Here is a 16,231-nt window from a genome sequence, read left to right as displayed (position 1 = left end):
TCGCGATATCCGGAGCGTCAGCAACATCTTATCGATCGCCCGGTTCGCTTCCCTGCGGCAAACTCATGCGCATTGGCCGCGTTCCGAGCTTTGCGCCGGTAACGGCATCGATTGCGATCGGCTCGATCTCCGATCCTGACTCGACGTCGATATAGCGGGCGAGTTCGCCATCGCAATGGCGGTGCGCCCAAGCCCCGATCATCATCAGCACAGGCAGAAAATCGCGCCCGGCTTCGGTGAGGACATATTCTTCGCGCGGCGGCCGTTCGGAATAGAGCCGCTTCTCCAGCAGACCGTCCTCCGTCAGCGCCTTGAGACGCTTGGTCAGCATGGTCGGCACGATGCCGAGGCTCTTCCTGAACTGGTCGAAGCGGGTGAGGCCCGTATGGGCGTCGCGCAAGACCAGAATGCTCCACGCGTCACCGACGGATTGAAGGCCGCGGGCGACCGGGCATTGCGGAATCGGATTATTTTTCATTTAGTATCTTTTCGATAGTGACACGATATCGAAAAGATAGTAACAGATCGGCCAACGATGATCCACTCTTTTGGAAGCTGACGATATGACCGACAAAAACAGAAGCGTTGCACTGGTCACCGGTGCGTCCTCAGGCATCGGCCTTGCGACGGCGGAGTCTCTGGTGAAGGCCGGCTACCGCGTGTTCGGGACCAGCCGCAAACCGGCCGCCGACAGGCCCGGGATAACGATGCTGATCTGTGACGTGGCCGAGGAAGCCTCGGTGCAGGCGGCTGTTGCGGAGGTCGTCCGGCAAACCGGCCGGCTCGACCTCGTCGTCAATAATGCCGGCATCGGCCTCATCGGTGGTGCGGAAGAATCCTCGATCGCCCAGGCCCAGCGGCTTTTCGACGTCAACGTCTTCGGCGTGGCGCGCGTCGCCAATGCGGTACTGCCGGTCATGAGGAAGCAAAAGAGCGGCCGGATCATCAACATGAGCTCGATCCTCGGCCTCATCCCGGCTCCGTATAACGCCTTCTATGCCTCGACCAAACATGCGCTCGAGGGTTATTCGGAATCGCTCGATCATGAAGTGCGCAACTTCGGCATTCGTGTTGTTCTCGTCCAACCCGGCGTCACCAGAACATCCTTCGAGGAAAATCTGACGCGAGCAGACCAACCTCTTCCGGTCTATGCTTCGGAACGCGCCCGCAGCGAAGCGCTGATGCGCAAGTGGGTGGAAACGGGCGATGCGCCCGAGGTCGTCGCCGACATGGTCGTGAAAGCCGCAACCGCGAAGAAGCCGAAGCTGCGCTATTCCGCCGGCAAGCAATCGCGCCAGGTCCGCTCGCTTCGCCGCTACCTCCCCGAGCGGCTGGTCGACAGCCTGCTGCGCAAGGTCAACGAGTTTCCGGCCTCAGCCTAACGCGTTCATCGAGGACCGGATTCCGATTTCAAGCCGACAGGCTTAAACTTCCTGTCCTCGACCACGGAAACCGATTCTCAATGCGCAAGACCAAAAGACGCAATCCCTACTATGCGGGCCCGGTGTCCGATCACTTCGACGGCACGCTTTTCTTCAATCCCGAAGGCATCGAGCCGCTTGGTTTCCGCGAACTCTTGCGATGGCAATTCGGCGGCGGCCGTGAGCGATGGCCGCGGTCGGTCCCCAGCCCATATCCGGCCGCCAAGCCGGACCCCCGTGTCGGTGGCGGGGATCTGCGGGTGACCATGGTCGGGCATGCAACGTTGCTGGTGCAGGTCGCCGGGCTCAATATTCTCACCGATCCGGTGTGGTCGGAGCGGGTCAGCCCCTTCACCTTTGCCGGCCCCAGACGCGTCGTTCCACCGGGCATCGCCTTCGATGATTTGCCGCCGATCGATCTCGTGCTGGTCTCGCACAATCATTATGACCATCTCGATATCGCAACGCTGAAACGGTTGCATGCGAAGCATCGGCCGCGGATCGTGACGCCGCTCGGCAATGACACGATCATGCGCCGCGCCGTGCCCGACATACAGACGACATCGATGGACTGGGGCGAGCGCATCTCGCACGCCGGCATAAGCATCGATGCGGAGCCGGCCCATCACTGGTCCGCTCGCGGCGGCGCCGATCGCCGAATGGCGCTCTGGGCCTCGTTCGTTTTGTCGACACCAGCCGGCAAGATCTATCACGTCGGCGATACGGGCTTTCACCGCGGCATCAATTACAAAGCGGCGCAGCGGAAACACGGCGGTTTTCGCCTGGCGATTTTACCCTTCGGCGCCTATGAGCCGCGATGGTTCATGAAAGGGCAGCACCAGAATCCTGAGGAGGCGGTGATGGGGATGAAGCTGGCAAATGCGGCCTATGTGGCCGGGCACCACTTCGCCACGTTCCAGCTGACGAATGAAGCGGTCGACGCGCCGGTGAGAGCGTTGCAAGAGGCGATGCGAGAGCATGATATTGCCTCGGACCGGTTCCGGCCGCTCAGAGCCGGTGAGGTGTTCAATGTGCCGATGGTCTAATCGGTATCCGTTTGCTGCCGGGGCGCCGTTCAGCGGCGCATGAAGGCTTCGAAGGCCGCCCGGGCTTCGGCGCTTTTCAGGCGCGCGGCGAAATGACGGGCCTCGACGTCGATGCGGGCGATGACTTCTTCCCGGGAGCCGCAAATGAGATCGCGGGCGATCTTCAAGGCTTCCGGTGGCTTGGCGGCGAGTTTCGCAGCCGCGGCAATCGTCGCATTCTCCACCTCGCCCGGTGTCGTTACCTTCCAGATGAGGCCGGCCTCGCGGGCTTCCTCGGCGCTGAAGGCCTCGCCGGCGGCCAGCATGGCAAAGGCGCGCTGGTGGCCCATCACACGCGGCGCGATCAGGCTGGAAGCCGCTTCCGGCACCAAAGCCAGATCGACGAAAGGCGTGCGGAACTGGCTGCGGTCGGAGGCGATCGTCAGGTCGCAATGCAGGTTGAGGGTGGTGCCGATGCCGATCGCCAGGCCGTCGACCCCTGACACCAGCGGCTTTTCGGATCTGGCGAGCGCGTAGAGGAAATCGATCAGCTCGTCTCCCATGCTGCCGCCCATGGCAGTGGCAAGAAAATCGCCGATGTCGTTGCCGGCCGAAAAGCTGCCTTCGGTGCCGAGAAAGACCGTCACTTTGACATTCGCGTCCGTATTAGCGGCGGTGAGCGCATCGGTCATGGTGCGATACATCGCCCGTGTGAAGGCGTTCTTCTTTTCCGGCCGGTTGAAGCGGATCAGCTGAACGCCGGGATGGGCGGAAGGCTGCTCGACGATGATGTGATCGGTCATTGGATCTCCTCGGAACTTATGGGGTCTCGTCAGGCAAGCAGAATGCGGGCGGCGGCAAGGCTTGCCGCGCCGTTGACCACCCGGTCGCGCAAGGCCGCGGTCTCGGCGAGCAGGTTTTCAGCGGCGAAGCGGCAGAGCGCGATACGGCCCTCACCCTTGCCGTCGCCGCTTTCGGCCAGAGCCCCCTTTGCGAGGTAACAGCCGGTGAGCGCGAGGCCGAACAAGCGCTGATAGGAGGTGGCGCCGGCAAGCGCCTCGCTAGCCCTCCCATCGGCAAGTGCTGCCAGAAGCCAGCCGGTCGTCTCTTCGAGATCTGAAATCGCGGCGCCGAGTCTGGCGGCAGTCTCGCCGAAACCATCGAGATTGGAGCGGCTGACAGCCTCGGCGATCGCCTTCAATTCGGCAATGAAGCCCATGACCTGATCGCCGCCGGAAAGCGGCAGCTTGCGGGTGACGAGGTCGATCGCCTGGATACCGTTGGTACCCTCATAGATCGGGGCGATGCGGGCATCACGCAGATAACGCGCCGCCCCCGTCTCCTCGATGAAGCCCATGCCGCCATGCACCTGGATGCCGAGCGAGGCGACATCAACGCCGGCATCGGTTGAAAACGACTTGGCGATCGGCGTCAAAAGCGCGGCGCGCTCCTGCCAGTGGCGGCTATCGCCTGCCCGGCGCGACATGTCGAGCGCATGGGCGCAGGCATAGGATATGGCGCGCGAACCTTGGGTCAACGCCTTCATGGTGAGAAGCATACGGGCAACGTCGGGATGTTCGACGATCGGGCTCATGCCGGGCCCGGTCGCACCCGGCGCCCTGCCCTGCGTGCGTTCCCTCGCAAAGGCTAGCGCCTTCTGGGTGGCCGCCTCCGAGATCGCCACACCCTGCATGCCGACGGCGAGACGGGCATTGTTCATCATCGTGAACATGCAGGCGAGCCCCTTGTTCTCCTCGCCGACCAGCCAACCGATCGCGCCCTTTTCGCCGCCGAACCGGCCGTCGCCATAGATCATCGTACAGGTCGGCGAACCGTGGATGCCGAGTTTATGCTCCAGCGAATGGCAGAAGAGATCGTTGCGGGGTCCGAGCGAACCGTCGTCATTCACCAGGAATTTCGGCACGAGAAAGAGCGAGATGCCGCGTGTGCCGGCCGGCGCATCCGGCAGCCGCGCCAGCACCAGATGGACGATGTTGTCGGCCGCGTCGTGTTCGCCCCAGGTGATGAAGATCTTCTGGCCGAAGATGCGGTAGCTGCCGTCGGGCCGGCGTTCGGCGCGGGCCTTCAGCGCGCCGACATCCGAGCCGGCATGCGGCTCGGTCAGGTTCATGGTGCCGGTCCATTCGCCGGACACCATCTTTGCCAGATATTTGTCTTTCAGCGCGGCGCTGCCATGCGCGCTGACCGCCTCGATGGCGCCCATCGTCAGCGTCGGCGCGAGCGCAAAAGCCATGGAGCCGGAATTCCACATTTCCAGCGCCGCGACATTCAGCATATCAGGCAGGGCCTGGCCGCCGAAGGCCTCCGGCGCCGTCAGGCCGTTCCAGCCGCCGGCAATCCAGTTGCGGTAGAGATCACGCCAGCCGTCCGGCAGCCGGACCTCGCCGTCGACGAGGCGGGCGCCCTGGCGGTCGCCGATGTCGGCGAGCGGCGCCACTTCCTCTGTGGCAAAACGTCCCGCCTCGGCCAGGATGGCGTCGACGAGATCCTCGCCGAGATCGCCGAAAAGACCGTTCGACATCGCCTCGCCCATGCCGGCTACATGCTTCAATGTGAACGCGATTTCCTCAACGGGCGCCTTGTACATGCTTCCTCCTCCGTGGGTGCCTGCACCTCATGCAAAGCCCTCCCCGGCAAGGGCTAGTTGATTTTTACGTAAACGTCAATTTTGATTCATAGGCCACGACGCGATAATTCCACCCGGCATGGCGCTTTCTTCTTGCACAGTTGCGCCCATGGACGGCATGGAGAACTGTAGACAATATATCGCCCTCGCAAAGGATCGGCGACCCATGGATACATTGCCCGTCAACATACCCGGTTTCGTCTGGGCCTATCGTTTCTCGCCGGATGAAAAGACGGCGGTGCGGCTGACCAACACCGCGACGGTGGCGGATCTGACCGCCGAGAACTGTTTCTACTGGCTGCATCTCAACCTCGTCGACGCCCGCGTGCCGGCCCTGCTCGAAACGCTCGACGGACTGACGGAGGACGCGAAATCGGCATTAACGACGCATGACACGCATGCGGCTCTGACCGTCGACGAGCAGATGCTCTACGGCACGCTGGTCGATTGCCAGCGCGACTTCGACCAGGATACCAACAATCTCGGCTGGCTGCATTTCGCCATGTCGGACCGCTTCATCGTCACCACAAGGCTGCAGCCGCTGCGCAGCGTCGAGCGGGCACGCACGCTGATCGAGAAGAACCCGGGCAAATTCTCGCGGCCGGTCGATCTCTTCGAACTGCTGGTGATCGAGTTCCAGCGGACGCTGATTGCGATCGTCATCGAACTCACCGAAGAGCTGAACCAGATCGAGGATATCGTCTACGACAATGCGCCGCGCGACGAGCGCCGGCGGCTGGCGCCGGTCCGGCGAACCGTGGTCCGGCTGCACCGGCATCTGCGCACGGTGCTGGCGCTGATGCGCCGCGCGGCGGCGGCCGATGACGATGAAATGCCCTTCGGCTTCGACGATGTGGCGCGGCGGCTGACGAGCCGGTTGGAAACGGTCGACCACGATGTCTACGCTTTGCAGGACCGGGCGCGCCTGCTGCACGAAGAAATCGATTCGAAACAATCCTCCGAGACCAACCGCCATCTCTACCTGCTGTCAATCATGACGGCCTTCCTGCTGCCGCCGACGCTGGTGACGGGTTTCTTCGGCATGAATACCGCCAACCTGCCCTTCGCCGTCGGCGATTACGGCACGGAATACGCCGTGATCCTGATCATCGCCTCGATCGTCTTCGCCTGGTGGCTGCTGCGGCGGGTGGATATTCTTTGAGGGTGAGAGTTCGAGGATGACTGTTGGGAGGCGCAGTCGCTTCTATACCATCAAACGTCGCGGCACTTGCCACAGAGTTCACCCCACGCGCCGTCATCCTTGCCCCGAGGATCCACGTAGGCCTCCTCCATCAGCACCGGGCATGGATCCTCGGCTCAAGGCCGAGGATGGCGGAGGGTGGGTTAACGTTCTTGCCAAATTCGCCGCCGACGTAGCGGATGGCGCGGCGTTGCGCCTATCGCATCATGCGGGACGCGGCCACTGTCAGCATTGCGACGCTTCATCCATCTGATTTTTGACTCGGCGGTGGCAGGCAATTTAAGCGCTCGATGCCCGGGTGATCAGCTGGTTTATGCCACTACCCGCCCGGAACGGTTCTTGCACGGTTACTAATATGTTCACCGTGGGGAGGCCGGATGTCATGAAGTGGCACACACCTGGAGAATTCAGTCCGCTGATGCTCGTTGTGAACGGGCCGGAAAAATACAAGCTTATCGCGAGCCTTTGGGAGGCGGCCCAGATGCTGACGGCTTGCTGGCCATTCGACGACGGCGAAGAATATCTTACGGCTGTTATGGCATGCCGCGATGCGATCCATGGGGACCTCCCGGCTGAGGACGCGAGAGAAGCGCTGATTCGTGCTGCCAAGGAGGCAGGCATTTCGGTGATCACCGTCGTTCACTGAGTATCGCAGCCGACGATTAAAGGGGTTCACGGGCTTCTTCATGCCACCGCCCTCTCGTTACTGCTCCCCAAGTTCGACATGTCCCCTCCCCCTGTTTTTATGGGGAGAGGGTCAGGGGTAGCATTCTGCGCCTGTCAATAAGGCGAATAGCACTGCTGGCGCGGGCCGTTATAAGGCTGGAAGGTGTTGTCGTAAGCCCGATAGGAGCGGTAGCGGTTTTCGCACCAGGCAACGTGAGCCGAACCCATGCGCCGCGCGGGCACCACGTAGCGCCGCGGCGGAGCGACGATGGCGCCGCCGATCATCGCGCCGGCGCCGAAGGCGGCGAGCGGATACCAGTAGCCATTATAGCGGCGATAGCCGGGACGGTAGTACGTATAACCGCGATAGCCGCCATACCAGCCGGGACGATAATAGGCGCCGGGGCGATAGCCGGGCCGGTAGTAGTCGCGTCGGTAATAGTACTGGACATTCTCGACAGCCGAGGATTTTTCAACCTGCGGCGCGGCCGGCATCTGTATTGCCTGCGACGGCGCGAAACTCGTTAAAACGATAGCAGCGGCCATCACCGCGGTTGCCATCCTGTTTCTCAGCCCGATCATTTCTCTCTCCCATTCAACAGCGATCACCGCTGGCCTGCAACGCTTGCGAGCGAGAATGGTTCCAAAAGCCGCCGGAACCGGCAGCTTCTGGATGAGTAGAGCTTGACCCGCTCAACCGGCAGAGATCAAGCGACGGCGGAAATTTTCGCCTGGTCGCCCTGCAGGCGGTTCACCATGAAGTTCGAATACCATTCGAGGAACTGCATGACGCCGCCCTCGTGCAAGGAGGAATAGGGGCCGGGCTCATAGGCGGGCGAGTGGATGCCGAAGGCATTTTCCTCGACAATGCGGCGGTCCTGGTCGTTGGTTTCGGTCCAGACGTGCGTCAGTTCCTCGAGATTGTAATCCACGCCCTCGACGGCGTCCTTGTGGACGAGCCACTTGGTCGTCACCGCCGTCTCGTTGGCGCTGAGCGGCAGCACCCGGAAGGAGATGGCGTGGTCGCCGAGCAGGTGGTTCCACGTCGTCGGGTAGTGGAAGAGCAGCATCGTGCCGATACGATTGATCGAGATGTCGTCGGAGATCCGGCGCTGCACCGCCGGCTTGCCCGACATGGTGTAGCTTTCGGCGTCCTCGATCAGCGGCATGCGGGCGGTGCGGAACTGGCCGTCCGGCGAGATCTGGAACTTGCTCGGCAGGCCGGCGGCCTCGCAGCGCGCCCAATGGCCGGCGATCTCCGGATCGTCGGCGCCGCCGTCAGTGCCGGTGACGCTTGGGGCTTCGGGATAGGTGCGGCAGAGTTCCGGGTGATTGGCGGCGCAGTGGTAGCACTCGCGGTTGTTTTCCCAGACGAGCTTCCAGTTGCCCTTCTCGATGATCGTGCTCTGGAAAGCGACCTTGGTCTCGCCGATCCGGTGCGGCGCCATATAGGGCTCGATCTTGTCGCGCACCGGCTTGAAATCCGGGGCAACGTCGGCAAGGCAGATGAAAATATAGCCTGCGACGCTCTCGCAGTGGACGGGCTTCAGGTTGAAGCCGGTTTTGTCGAAATCGTCGCCCATGTGACGGGCAAAGGCGAGCTTGCCGTCGAGATCGTAAGTCCACTGATGATAGGGGCAGACGAGGCGCACGGAAGAGCCATGCTCCTTCGTGCAGACGCGCGAGCCGCGATGGCGACAGCTGTTGTGGAAGGCGCGGATGACATTGTCACGGCCGCGGACGATGACGACCGGATACGTGCCGATCTGGACGGTGAAATAGGCGCCCGGCTTCGGCAGTTCGCAATCATGGCCCATGAACAGCCAGTCGCGATAGTAGATCATCTCCATGTCGAGCTTGAAATAATCCTCGTCGGTGTAGAACGGCTGTTCGAGGCTGAAGCCCTCGCGGCGGTTCTTGAGCTGACGTAAAACGTTGCTGCGAATATCCATCTTCATGTCCTCGTGCACCGGCTGCCGCTTTCAGCGGAAGGCTATGGAAGCGCGCCTGCTTCCTTCTCCTGCGGGAGAATTGTTCATGACGCCATTTAATCACCTGGCATTCCTGCCGCTTGGTTGTAATGCGACATCGGCTTCGAAATTGACGACAGGATGCGCCGAGGTTTCAAAGAGCCCCTGCCAGTCGACCAGATCGTCCGACTCTGCAGGTAATTATCGTCAATTGCGACATTGCGTAAAGACCGGACCGGCAAAGAGGGCGGCTCTCCGGTATCGGCTATTGTCGCATTTACGACATCGCCGGCTTCCGCCCGATGCCCCGGTCGCTTCTTAATGCTGCGTTAAGCATACGATCTTATCCTGCTGTCGACCTCAGACCGACGAAGCATGTAGACCATGGCCAGACTCCGCTATTTCGACGCGAAAGAAGTAATCCGGCCGCAGGAGCGGCAACTGGTTGCCGCGCATTCCGAATTCCTGCGCACCGGCCGCATCCCCCGCGACCGGCGCCACTGGCTGGCCGAGGAAAGGCGCTACCTCACCCATGACGAGGTCGCCGAAAAGACCGGCCGCAAGCTGCAGGCGGCCGGCGAGAAGACGCATCAGCACATCAACGGCTTCCACCACTCGATTCAGTTTCCGAAGATGATCTTCCATCGGACGCTGCAAGACAGCCCACATCTCGGTTATTGCCACGTCACCGCGGCGCGCACGAAATTCGCCCGCTACGAAGAGGTCAGCTGGGCCTTCTACATCGCCAACTTCTATTCCGACATCGGCGACAACGACAACTTCTTCGAACGGATCGATGTCGGCTATTCCCGGATGTATTTCGCCGTCGCGATTAAGCCTGGCGAGGAATCCGCCGAAAAGATGACGATCGACCGGTCGGTGCGCGGCAATGGGCTGCTCTTTCGCACCCACGATCCGCAGGCGGCGATCCGAAACATCCTGCTGCTCGGCGCCCGCAACGAACAGCTGCGCGAAATCATCCGCCAACTGTGAGCGAACAAGGCGATTGATCGTAAGCGGCGGAAAGCCTAATGACTGCCGGAACCAGAGACGGGCAGCATATGGCACGCATCATTGACATCAGGGCAGACAGGCAGGCGGCGCTCGAAGCGGCCTGTGCCGCTCTTTCCGATGGCTTTGCCATCGCCATGCCGACGGAGACCGTCTACGGCCTTGCGGCCGACGCCACCAATCCGGCCGCCATCACCCGCATCTATGAGACCAAGGGACGGCCGCGCTTCAACCCGCTGATCTGCCATATGGCCGATCTCGAGATGGCCGGACACCATGCCGAGTTCGACCCCGTATCGCGGGCGCTCGCCGAAGCCTTCTGGCCCGGCCCGCTGACGCTCGTGCTGCCGCTGAGGCCCGCAAGCCCGATCCACGCGCTGGCGACCGCCGGTCTCGACAGCGTCGGCGTGCGCGTGCCCAAGGGCTTCGCCGGCACCTTGATCGGCGCCTTCGGACGGCCGCTCGCAGCGCCGAGCGCCAACACCTCAGGCGCCATCAGCGCGACCAGTGCGGCCCATGTCGAAGCCGATCTCGGGGCGAAGATCCCGTTGATCCTCGATGCGGGACCGAGCGCCGTCGGCGTCGAATCGACGATCGTCAAGGTGGAGGGCGACCGGGTGAGGCTGCTTAGGCCCGGAGGCTTGGCGGCGCGCGAAATCGAACGCATTGCCGGCCGGCCACTGCTGCGCGCCAAAAAGGCTTCGGCGGCCATCGAGGCGCCTGGCATGCTCGCCTCGCATTATGCGCCGAGCGCCAGCGTGCGCCTCAATGCGACGGCGGTGGAACCCGGCGAAGCGCTGATCGCCTTCGGCGGTGCGTCGGTCGAAGGCGCACGCGCGGCACGCATCGTTCTCGATCTCAGCCCGGCCGGCGACCTGGCGGAAGCGGCGGCCAATCTTTTCGACTATATGAAGCGGGCCGATGCCAGCGGGGTGTCGAGCATCGCCTTTTCGCCAATCCCGGACGAGGGACTCGGCGAAGCCATCAACGACCGGCTACAAAGGGCCGCCGCGCCCCGCGCGACTGCCTGACCTGATAGAAGCGATAGAGGATCGACCTGATGAGCAGTGCCGGCATTTCCACCGATCTTCTCGACCGTTTCGCCGGCATCGTCGGCGAGAAATATGCACTTCGCGGCGAGGCCGATCTGGCGCCGCATCTGATCGAAAACCGCGGTCTCTATCATGGCTCTTCCCCTCTCCTGCTGAAGCCTGGTTCGGTCGAGGAAGTCTCCAAGATCATGAAGCTTGCGACCGAGACTAAAACGGCGATCGTGCCGCAGACCGGCAATACCGGCCTCGTCGGCGGCCAGACGCCGCGCACCGGCCAGGCCGATATCATCCTGTCGCTCGAACGCATGACGAGGATCCGCGACGTCGACCCGGTGGCGAACGTGCTGGTCGCCGATGGCGGCGCGATCCTGGCCGATGTGCAGAAGGCGGCCGAGGCGCATGGTCGGCTCTTTCCGCTGTCGCTCGGCTCGGAGGGCTCCTGCCGCATCGGCGGCAATCTCTCCACCAATGCCGGCGGCACGGCCGTGCTTGCCTATGGCAATATGCGCCAACTCTGCCTCGGCCTCGAAGTGGTGCTGCCGACCGGCGAGATCTGGGATGGCCTGCGCCGGCTGAAGAAGGACAATACCGGCTATGACCTACGCGATCTCTTCATCGGCGCCGAAGGCACGCTCGGCGTCATCACCGGGGCGGTGCTGAAGCTGTTTCCCCAGCCGCTCGGCCATCAGGTGGCGTTTGCCGGCCTCAATTCGGTCGAGGATGCGCTCGCCCTCTTCAACCTTGCCGCCAGTCTGTGCGGCACCTCGCTGACCGGTTTCGAGCTGATGCCACGCTTCGGCGTCGAGATCACCACCCGCCACATCGACGGCGTGCGCGATCCGCTGGAAGCGGCATACCCCTGGTACGTGCTGATCGACATTTCGACGTCGGATTCGGCCGAGACGGCGGAGCGGATGATGAACGGCGTGCTGGAACAGGGCTTCGAGGCCGGGCTGGTGCAAGACGCCGCGATCGCCGCCTCGGTCGCCCAGCAGAAGGCGATCTGGCATATGCGCGAGAGCATGTCGGATGCGCAGAAGCCGGAAGGCGGTTCGATCAAGCACGATGTGTCCGTGCCGGTGTCGAAGATCCCGCATTTTATGGCCGAGGCGGAAAAAGCCGTGATGGCGGCCATGCCGGGCGCCCGCATCTGCGCCTTCGGCCATATGGGTGACGGCAATATTCATTACAATATTTCCCAGCCGATCGGCGCCGACAAGGACACCTTCATCGCGCGCTGGCGCGAAATGAACCATATCGTCCACGGGCTGGTGCTCGCCCATGGCGGCTCGATCTCGGCCGAACACGGCATCGGCCAGCTGAAGCGCGACGAACTGGCGGCAATCCGCCCGGCGATCGAAATCGAGCTGATGCGCCGCATCAAGCGCGCCTTCGATCCCGCCAATATCATGAACCCAGGAAAGGTCGTCAGTCTCGAGGTGTGAGCGGCGGCAGTCAGGGAATTGTCCCTCGTCCGCCTGCGGGCAGGGACCGTTGTCGAGCGCCCTGATTGGCTCTCCCGTCGACCTCACACTCCGTCATGCTCGGCCTTGAGCCGAGCATCCACACCGCATCCACCAGTAGCGGCGACATGGATCCCAGGCTCAAGGCCTGGGGTGACGGAGTATGGGATTAGCTTTTCGCCAAACGAAACGGGTGCGCCGGCTTCACCGCCGTGGGCGAGACGAGTGGCTCACCCCCCGGTAAGGTTACGGTGAGGGGCCGCCACCCGCGCCGCTCTGCGCGCTCCTGCCTGAACCACCTTAAGCCTGCTGCGTGCCGCCGCCGGTCAGGATCTGCAGGGCCGGTGACTGCTGGGTGCTGTTCTGGACGTCGTACATCGCGGTAAAGCGCCGCAGCAGCTTGTCGACCTTCTTCGGATCCTGGAGGTCCTCGAGCTTGACGAAACGATTAATGAGATCGGCCTGCTTGGCGACGTCCATGCTCGATATCTGAGCTGGCAGGCTGTAGGCTGTGGTGATGACCTGATAGAGCGCCTTGTCGCCGAGGATCGAATAGATCGAGGTGATGCTCGGGGCCTTGCGGCTGAAATAGAGCGCCAGGCGCACACCGTCGTTGCTTTCGCCTTGCTGGGTTTCCAACGTCTGCTTGATGAAGAGGTCCTGCGTATGCGCCTCGGCCGCCTTGTTCTGGATGGCGCCGATCTTGGCGCGGGTCAGATTGCCGTCCTTGTCGAAGTTGAAGGCGGCGACGATATCCTTGAAGCGCGCATCGGCCTTGGTGTTGAGGTAGCTCTTCTTGTCGTCGGGATCGGAGGTGAAGATCTTCTTCAGCGTCGCCTTGTCATAATCCTTCGGGTCGAGGTTGTTCGCCTTCAGCACCAGATCGGTCAGGCGGCTGTCATCGAGGAAATCGTCGAGCGACTGTACCTTGGCCATGCCCTTGGCGAAATAATCCACCTCGGTCGTCGCATCCTTCGATGCCTTGTCCTTCACCGGGCCGGCCTTCAGCAGCATGGTGACATGCGCCTTGTAATCTGTGGCGTATTTGGCCAGGGTCGCGTCGGGCAGCGCCTGCAGAGGTGCTGCCGCCTTGCCGTCGGGGCCGAAGTTGAAGGCGCGGGCAAGGTTGGTGATGCGCTCGTCCTTCAATGAGGCGATATAGCCGTTCGGATCGTAGGCATCGCTGGTCAGGATCTTGCGCATCATCGAGCGCGGGACTTCCTGGTCCGTCAGGCCGAAGGCCTGCAGCGCCACGTGATAGGGGTCGGGCAGATTGTCGTTGCTCTTCTTGAAATCGGCCGAAGCATTGGTGCGCAGGAAATCGTTGACGGTCTTGATCTCGGCCGTATCGAGCAGGCTGGTGCTGTCGGCCATCATGCTCGAGTAATTGTCGGCGACCTCTTCGATCGCCTCGTCGCGCTCGTCGTCATAGCGCGCCATGTAGTTGTCATTGGTGGTCTGCGCCTGATCGGCGGTCTGGACCGAGCTGACGGCCGGCAGCGATCCGTCGGCGGCGAAATTGAAATCGGCGTTGAGATCGGCATGGCCGGCGGCTGCGGCAGCCGTCGCATCGGTCAGGATGCTCTTCAGCTCGGCGTCCGAGATGTCGAACGGCAGATCGTAGGTGCTCTTCAGGAAATTGGTGATCGCGGGATCGGCGATGAGCTCGTCGACATTGGCGATCGTCGCCATGCGGGACGAATAATCGTCGGTGCGCGCTCCGGCGGCAATCTTCGTGTTCGTGGTCTGGCTCGAGGTCTGCGCCGCCAAGCCATCCTCGAGCGATCCATCGGCCTTGAAATTGAAGGCGGCGGCGACATCCGCATAGGTGCCGGTGCCGCTCTGATCGGTCAGGATGGCGCGAAGATCGACGTCGCTGACGGTGGACGGGATGCCGTAGGCATTGCGCACGAAGTTGTTGAGCTTCTGGTCCGCCAGCAACTGATCGACGTTCGAGATCCCGGCGATGGTCGACTGGTAATAGACGGCCGCACTGTCGGCCTTGCTTGACGTGTTGGCGCTTTGTGCGGCGGTCTGCGTGGCATAAAGCGTTGCGACCGACCCATCCGTCTTGAAATTGAAGAGATCGTGAACGTCGCTATAGCCCTGGGCGCTGGCTGCCGCGGGATCGACGAGGAAGGTCCGCAGCGTCGCGTCGGAGACGCTGTCGGCGATCTGCATGCTGGTTCTGAGATAGCTGACCGCGACGGGATCGGACATGATGTCATCGACATTGGTGACATTGCCGATCATCGCGTTGAAGTGGGCCGCGTTCGCCGCCGATTTGTCGGTGGTCGACTTGCGTTGCGCGGCGGTCTGAATCACCGAACCGTTGATCGACCCATCCGCATTGAAGTTGAAGTCGGCATTGAGGCCGGCCTGCCCCTGGGCGGCGGCATAGGCCGAGTCGGTCAGGATGTTCTTCAGCTCGGCATTGCTGAAATTCACGCCGAGGCCATAGGCATCCTTGATGTAGCGCGCCATGACGCTGTCGCCGAGCAGGTCGTCGACATTGGTGATGCCGCTCGATTGCGAGGTCACGCTATAATAGTTGGCGGTGCTCGAGGCGGCCGACGCCAGCTTGTTCGCCTGGTCGATCGTCTGGGCGCGGGCCGTGGTCGAGGTCGAACCGTCCGACTTGAAGTTGAAGGCGTTATAGACATTGGTAAAGCCCATCAGCTGGGCATAGCTTGGATCGGTCAGGACCATGCGCAGCGCCGGCGCGGTGAAGTCGGCGCCCATGCTGTAGGCGGTCTTGATGTAGGAGGTCAGGCGGGCGTCGGCGACGAGATCGTCGACATTGGTGATCGTGCCGATCTTGGCGGTATAATAGGCCTTGTTGTAGTCGGCCGCCGTCTTGCTGACGTAGACAACGTCGGAACCGACCGCATTGTCGATGATGACGGATTGGGAATTCAGCGTGTAGGTCTCGATGACCGAGGCCTTCTGCGCCGCCGTCTGGGCCGTGCCGGTGACGGTGCCGTCGGCGTTGAAGCTGAACTGGGCGGCAAGCGCCTTGTACTTGTCGCCGCCCTGCGTGTTGACGACGCTTGTCGGGTCGCTGAGATCGCTCGTCAGCACCTGCCGCAGAAAATCTTTCGACGCATAGGTGGGATCGATCTTGAAGGTCTTCAGCACATAGGTCCGCAGCCTTGTGTTGTTGACCAGGTCGTCGACGGTCTGCACGCTGTCGATATTATTGCTGTAATAGGTGCTCTCGGCGGCCGCGGCCTTGTCGGCATCGACGAAGGACTGCTTGTAGAGGCCGATCAGATCGTCCTCCTGGGCATCCGTCTGTACGTCCTTGTCAGGCGCGTTGAAATTGAAGGCGGCCGCGAATTCACGGTAGCGCGTATCGGAGAGCTTGTTGGCGTAGCTGTTCGGGTCGGTCAGATCGCTCTCGAGCACCTTCTTCATGAAGGCCTTGGCATAGGTCATGTCCTCGAGGCCATAAGCCTTCATGGCGTAGCTGTAGAGCTTGTAGTCGCCGAGGAAGTCGTCGACGTCTTTGACCTTGTTGATGTTGTCGGCGTAGTACTGGGCATCCTTCTTGACCGTCGCCTGCGCCGCAACCTTGTTGAGGCTCGACGTCATGTCCTTCGACAGGATCGTGTACGCGAGGGAGGCCGTGATCATGAAAAGCGCCCTTTTTGGCAAAATCTCTAAAAGAACGACGAACTGCTGGTAGGCACATTTTGCCACGCAAAACTTACCCGAGACTTACCTTTGGATTGCGCCATTTCAGGACAGCGGGCCGTTCACCTTCCGGAAACCC

At 62.1% G+C, this 16,231-nt stretch carries 13 protein-coding genes; 7 read left to right on the top strand and 6 right to left on the bottom strand.

Going from position 1 to position 16,231, the window contains the following annotated elements:
- Nucleotides 1-28: 28 nt before the first annotated feature.
- On the bottom strand, nt 29-478 hold the full coding sequence (locus AMK00_RS04635) for a winged helix-turn-helix transcriptional regulator (RefSeq protein ID WP_064800885.1): 450 nt from the start codon (nt 476-478) through the stop codon (nt 29-31).
- An 85-nt stretch (nt 479-563) separates the two neighbouring features.
- On the opposite strand from AMK00_RS04635, the gene AMK00_RS04630 reads away from it, so the two are divergent.
- Both AMK00_RS04630 and AMK00_RS04625 read left to right on the top strand, forming a co-directional pair.
- Entirely contained in the window at nt 564-1,382 is an 819-nt protein-coding gene (locus tag AMK00_RS04630) for an oxidoreductase (protein ID WP_064800884.1), read from the top strand.
- Between the two features lie 80 nt (nt 1,383-1,462).
- A complete protein-coding gene (locus tag AMK00_RS04625) occupies nt 1,463-2,467 on the top strand; it encodes an MBL fold metallo-hydrolase (RefSeq protein ID WP_064800883.1) in 1,005 nt (334 codons plus the stop codon).
- Between the two features lie 29 nt (nt 2,468-2,496).
- On the opposite strand, the gene AMK00_RS04620 is transcribed toward AMK00_RS04625, so the two are convergent.
- Both AMK00_RS04620 and AMK00_RS04615 read right to left on the bottom strand, forming a co-directional pair.
- Nucleotides 2,497-3,249: a crotonase/enoyl-CoA hydratase family protein gene (locus AMK00_RS04620; RefSeq protein WP_064800882.1), complete on the bottom strand. Its 753-nt coding sequence runs from the start codon at nt 3,247-3,249 to the stop codon at nt 2,497-2,499.
- A 29-nt stretch (nt 3,250-3,278) separates the two neighbouring features.
- A complete protein-coding gene (locus tag AMK00_RS04615) occupies nt 3,279-5,054 on the bottom strand; it encodes an acyl-CoA dehydrogenase (protein WP_064809721.1) in 1,776 nt (591 codons plus the stop codon).
- Nucleotides 5,055-5,259: 205 nt separating this feature from the next.
- On the opposite strand from AMK00_RS04615, the gene AMK00_RS04610 reads away from it, so the two are divergent.
- Both AMK00_RS04610 and AMK00_RS04605 read left to right on the top strand, forming a co-directional pair.
- A complete protein-coding gene (locus AMK00_RS04610) occupies nt 5,260-6,255 on the top strand; it encodes a transporter (RefSeq protein ID WP_064809720.1) in 996 nt (331 codons plus the stop codon).
- A gap of 421 nt (nt 6,256-6,676) precedes the next feature.
- The gene (locus AMK00_RS04605) at nt 6,677-6,940 is read left to right on the top strand and encodes a DUF982 domain-containing protein (RefSeq protein WP_064805928.1); all 264 of its coding nucleotides are present in this window, start codon (nt 6,677-6,679) and stop codon (nt 6,938-6,940) included.
- A gap of 134 nt (nt 6,941-7,074) precedes the next feature.
- Here the strand turns inward: AMK00_RS04605 and AMK00_RS04600 are convergent, their stop codons facing one another.
- Complete coding sequence (locus tag AMK00_RS04600; protein WP_064809719.1) at nt 7,075-7,542, bottom strand: BA14K family protein; 468 nt, start codon at nt 7,540-7,542, stop codon at nt 7,075-7,077.
- 125 nt (nt 7,543-7,667) lie between these two features.
- Nucleotides 7,668-8,912, bottom strand: coding sequence for an aromatic ring-hydroxylating oxygenase subunit alpha (locus AMK00_RS04595; RefSeq protein ID WP_064811639.1), 1,245 nt, complete (start codon nt 8,910-8,912; stop codon nt 7,668-7,670).
- 402 nt (nt 8,913-9,314) lie between these two features.
- On the opposite strand from AMK00_RS04595, the gene AMK00_RS04590 reads away from it, so the two are divergent.
- From AMK00_RS04590 to AMK00_RS04580, 3 genes are all read left to right on the top strand, one after another.
- Nucleotides 9,315-9,923: a DUF6656 family protein gene (locus AMK00_RS04590; RefSeq protein WP_064809718.1), complete on the top strand. Its 609-nt coding sequence runs from the start codon at nt 9,315-9,317 to the stop codon at nt 9,921-9,923.
- Between the two features lie 68 nt (nt 9,924-9,991).
- Complete coding sequence (locus AMK00_RS04585; protein ID WP_064809717.1) at nt 9,992-10,972, top strand: L-threonylcarbamoyladenylate synthase; 981 nt, start codon at nt 9,992-9,994, stop codon at nt 10,970-10,972.
- Nucleotides 10,973-11,001: 29 nt separating this feature from the next.
- Nucleotides 11,002-12,438, top strand: coding sequence for an FAD-binding oxidoreductase (locus tag AMK00_RS04580; RefSeq protein ID WP_064809716.1), 1,437 nt, complete (start codon nt 11,002-11,004; stop codon nt 12,436-12,438).
- 318 nt (nt 12,439-12,756) lie between these two features.
- On the opposite strand, the gene AMK00_RS04575 is transcribed toward AMK00_RS04580, so the two are convergent.
- On the bottom strand, nt 12,757-16,092 hold the full coding sequence (locus tag AMK00_RS04575) for a DUF1217 domain-containing protein (RefSeq protein WP_064809715.1): 3,336 nt from the start codon (nt 16,090-16,092) through the stop codon (nt 12,757-12,759).
- Nucleotides 16,093-16,231 lie beyond the last annotated feature (139 nt).

The organism is Rhizobium sp. N621 (assembly GCF_001664325.1).
Lineage (GTDB): Bacteria > Pseudomonadota > Alphaproteobacteria > Rhizobiales > Rhizobiaceae > Rhizobium > Rhizobium esperanzae.
The sequence above is the reverse complement of the archived record's forward strand: the minus strand, read 5'-3'. Positions and strand labels throughout refer to the sequence as shown.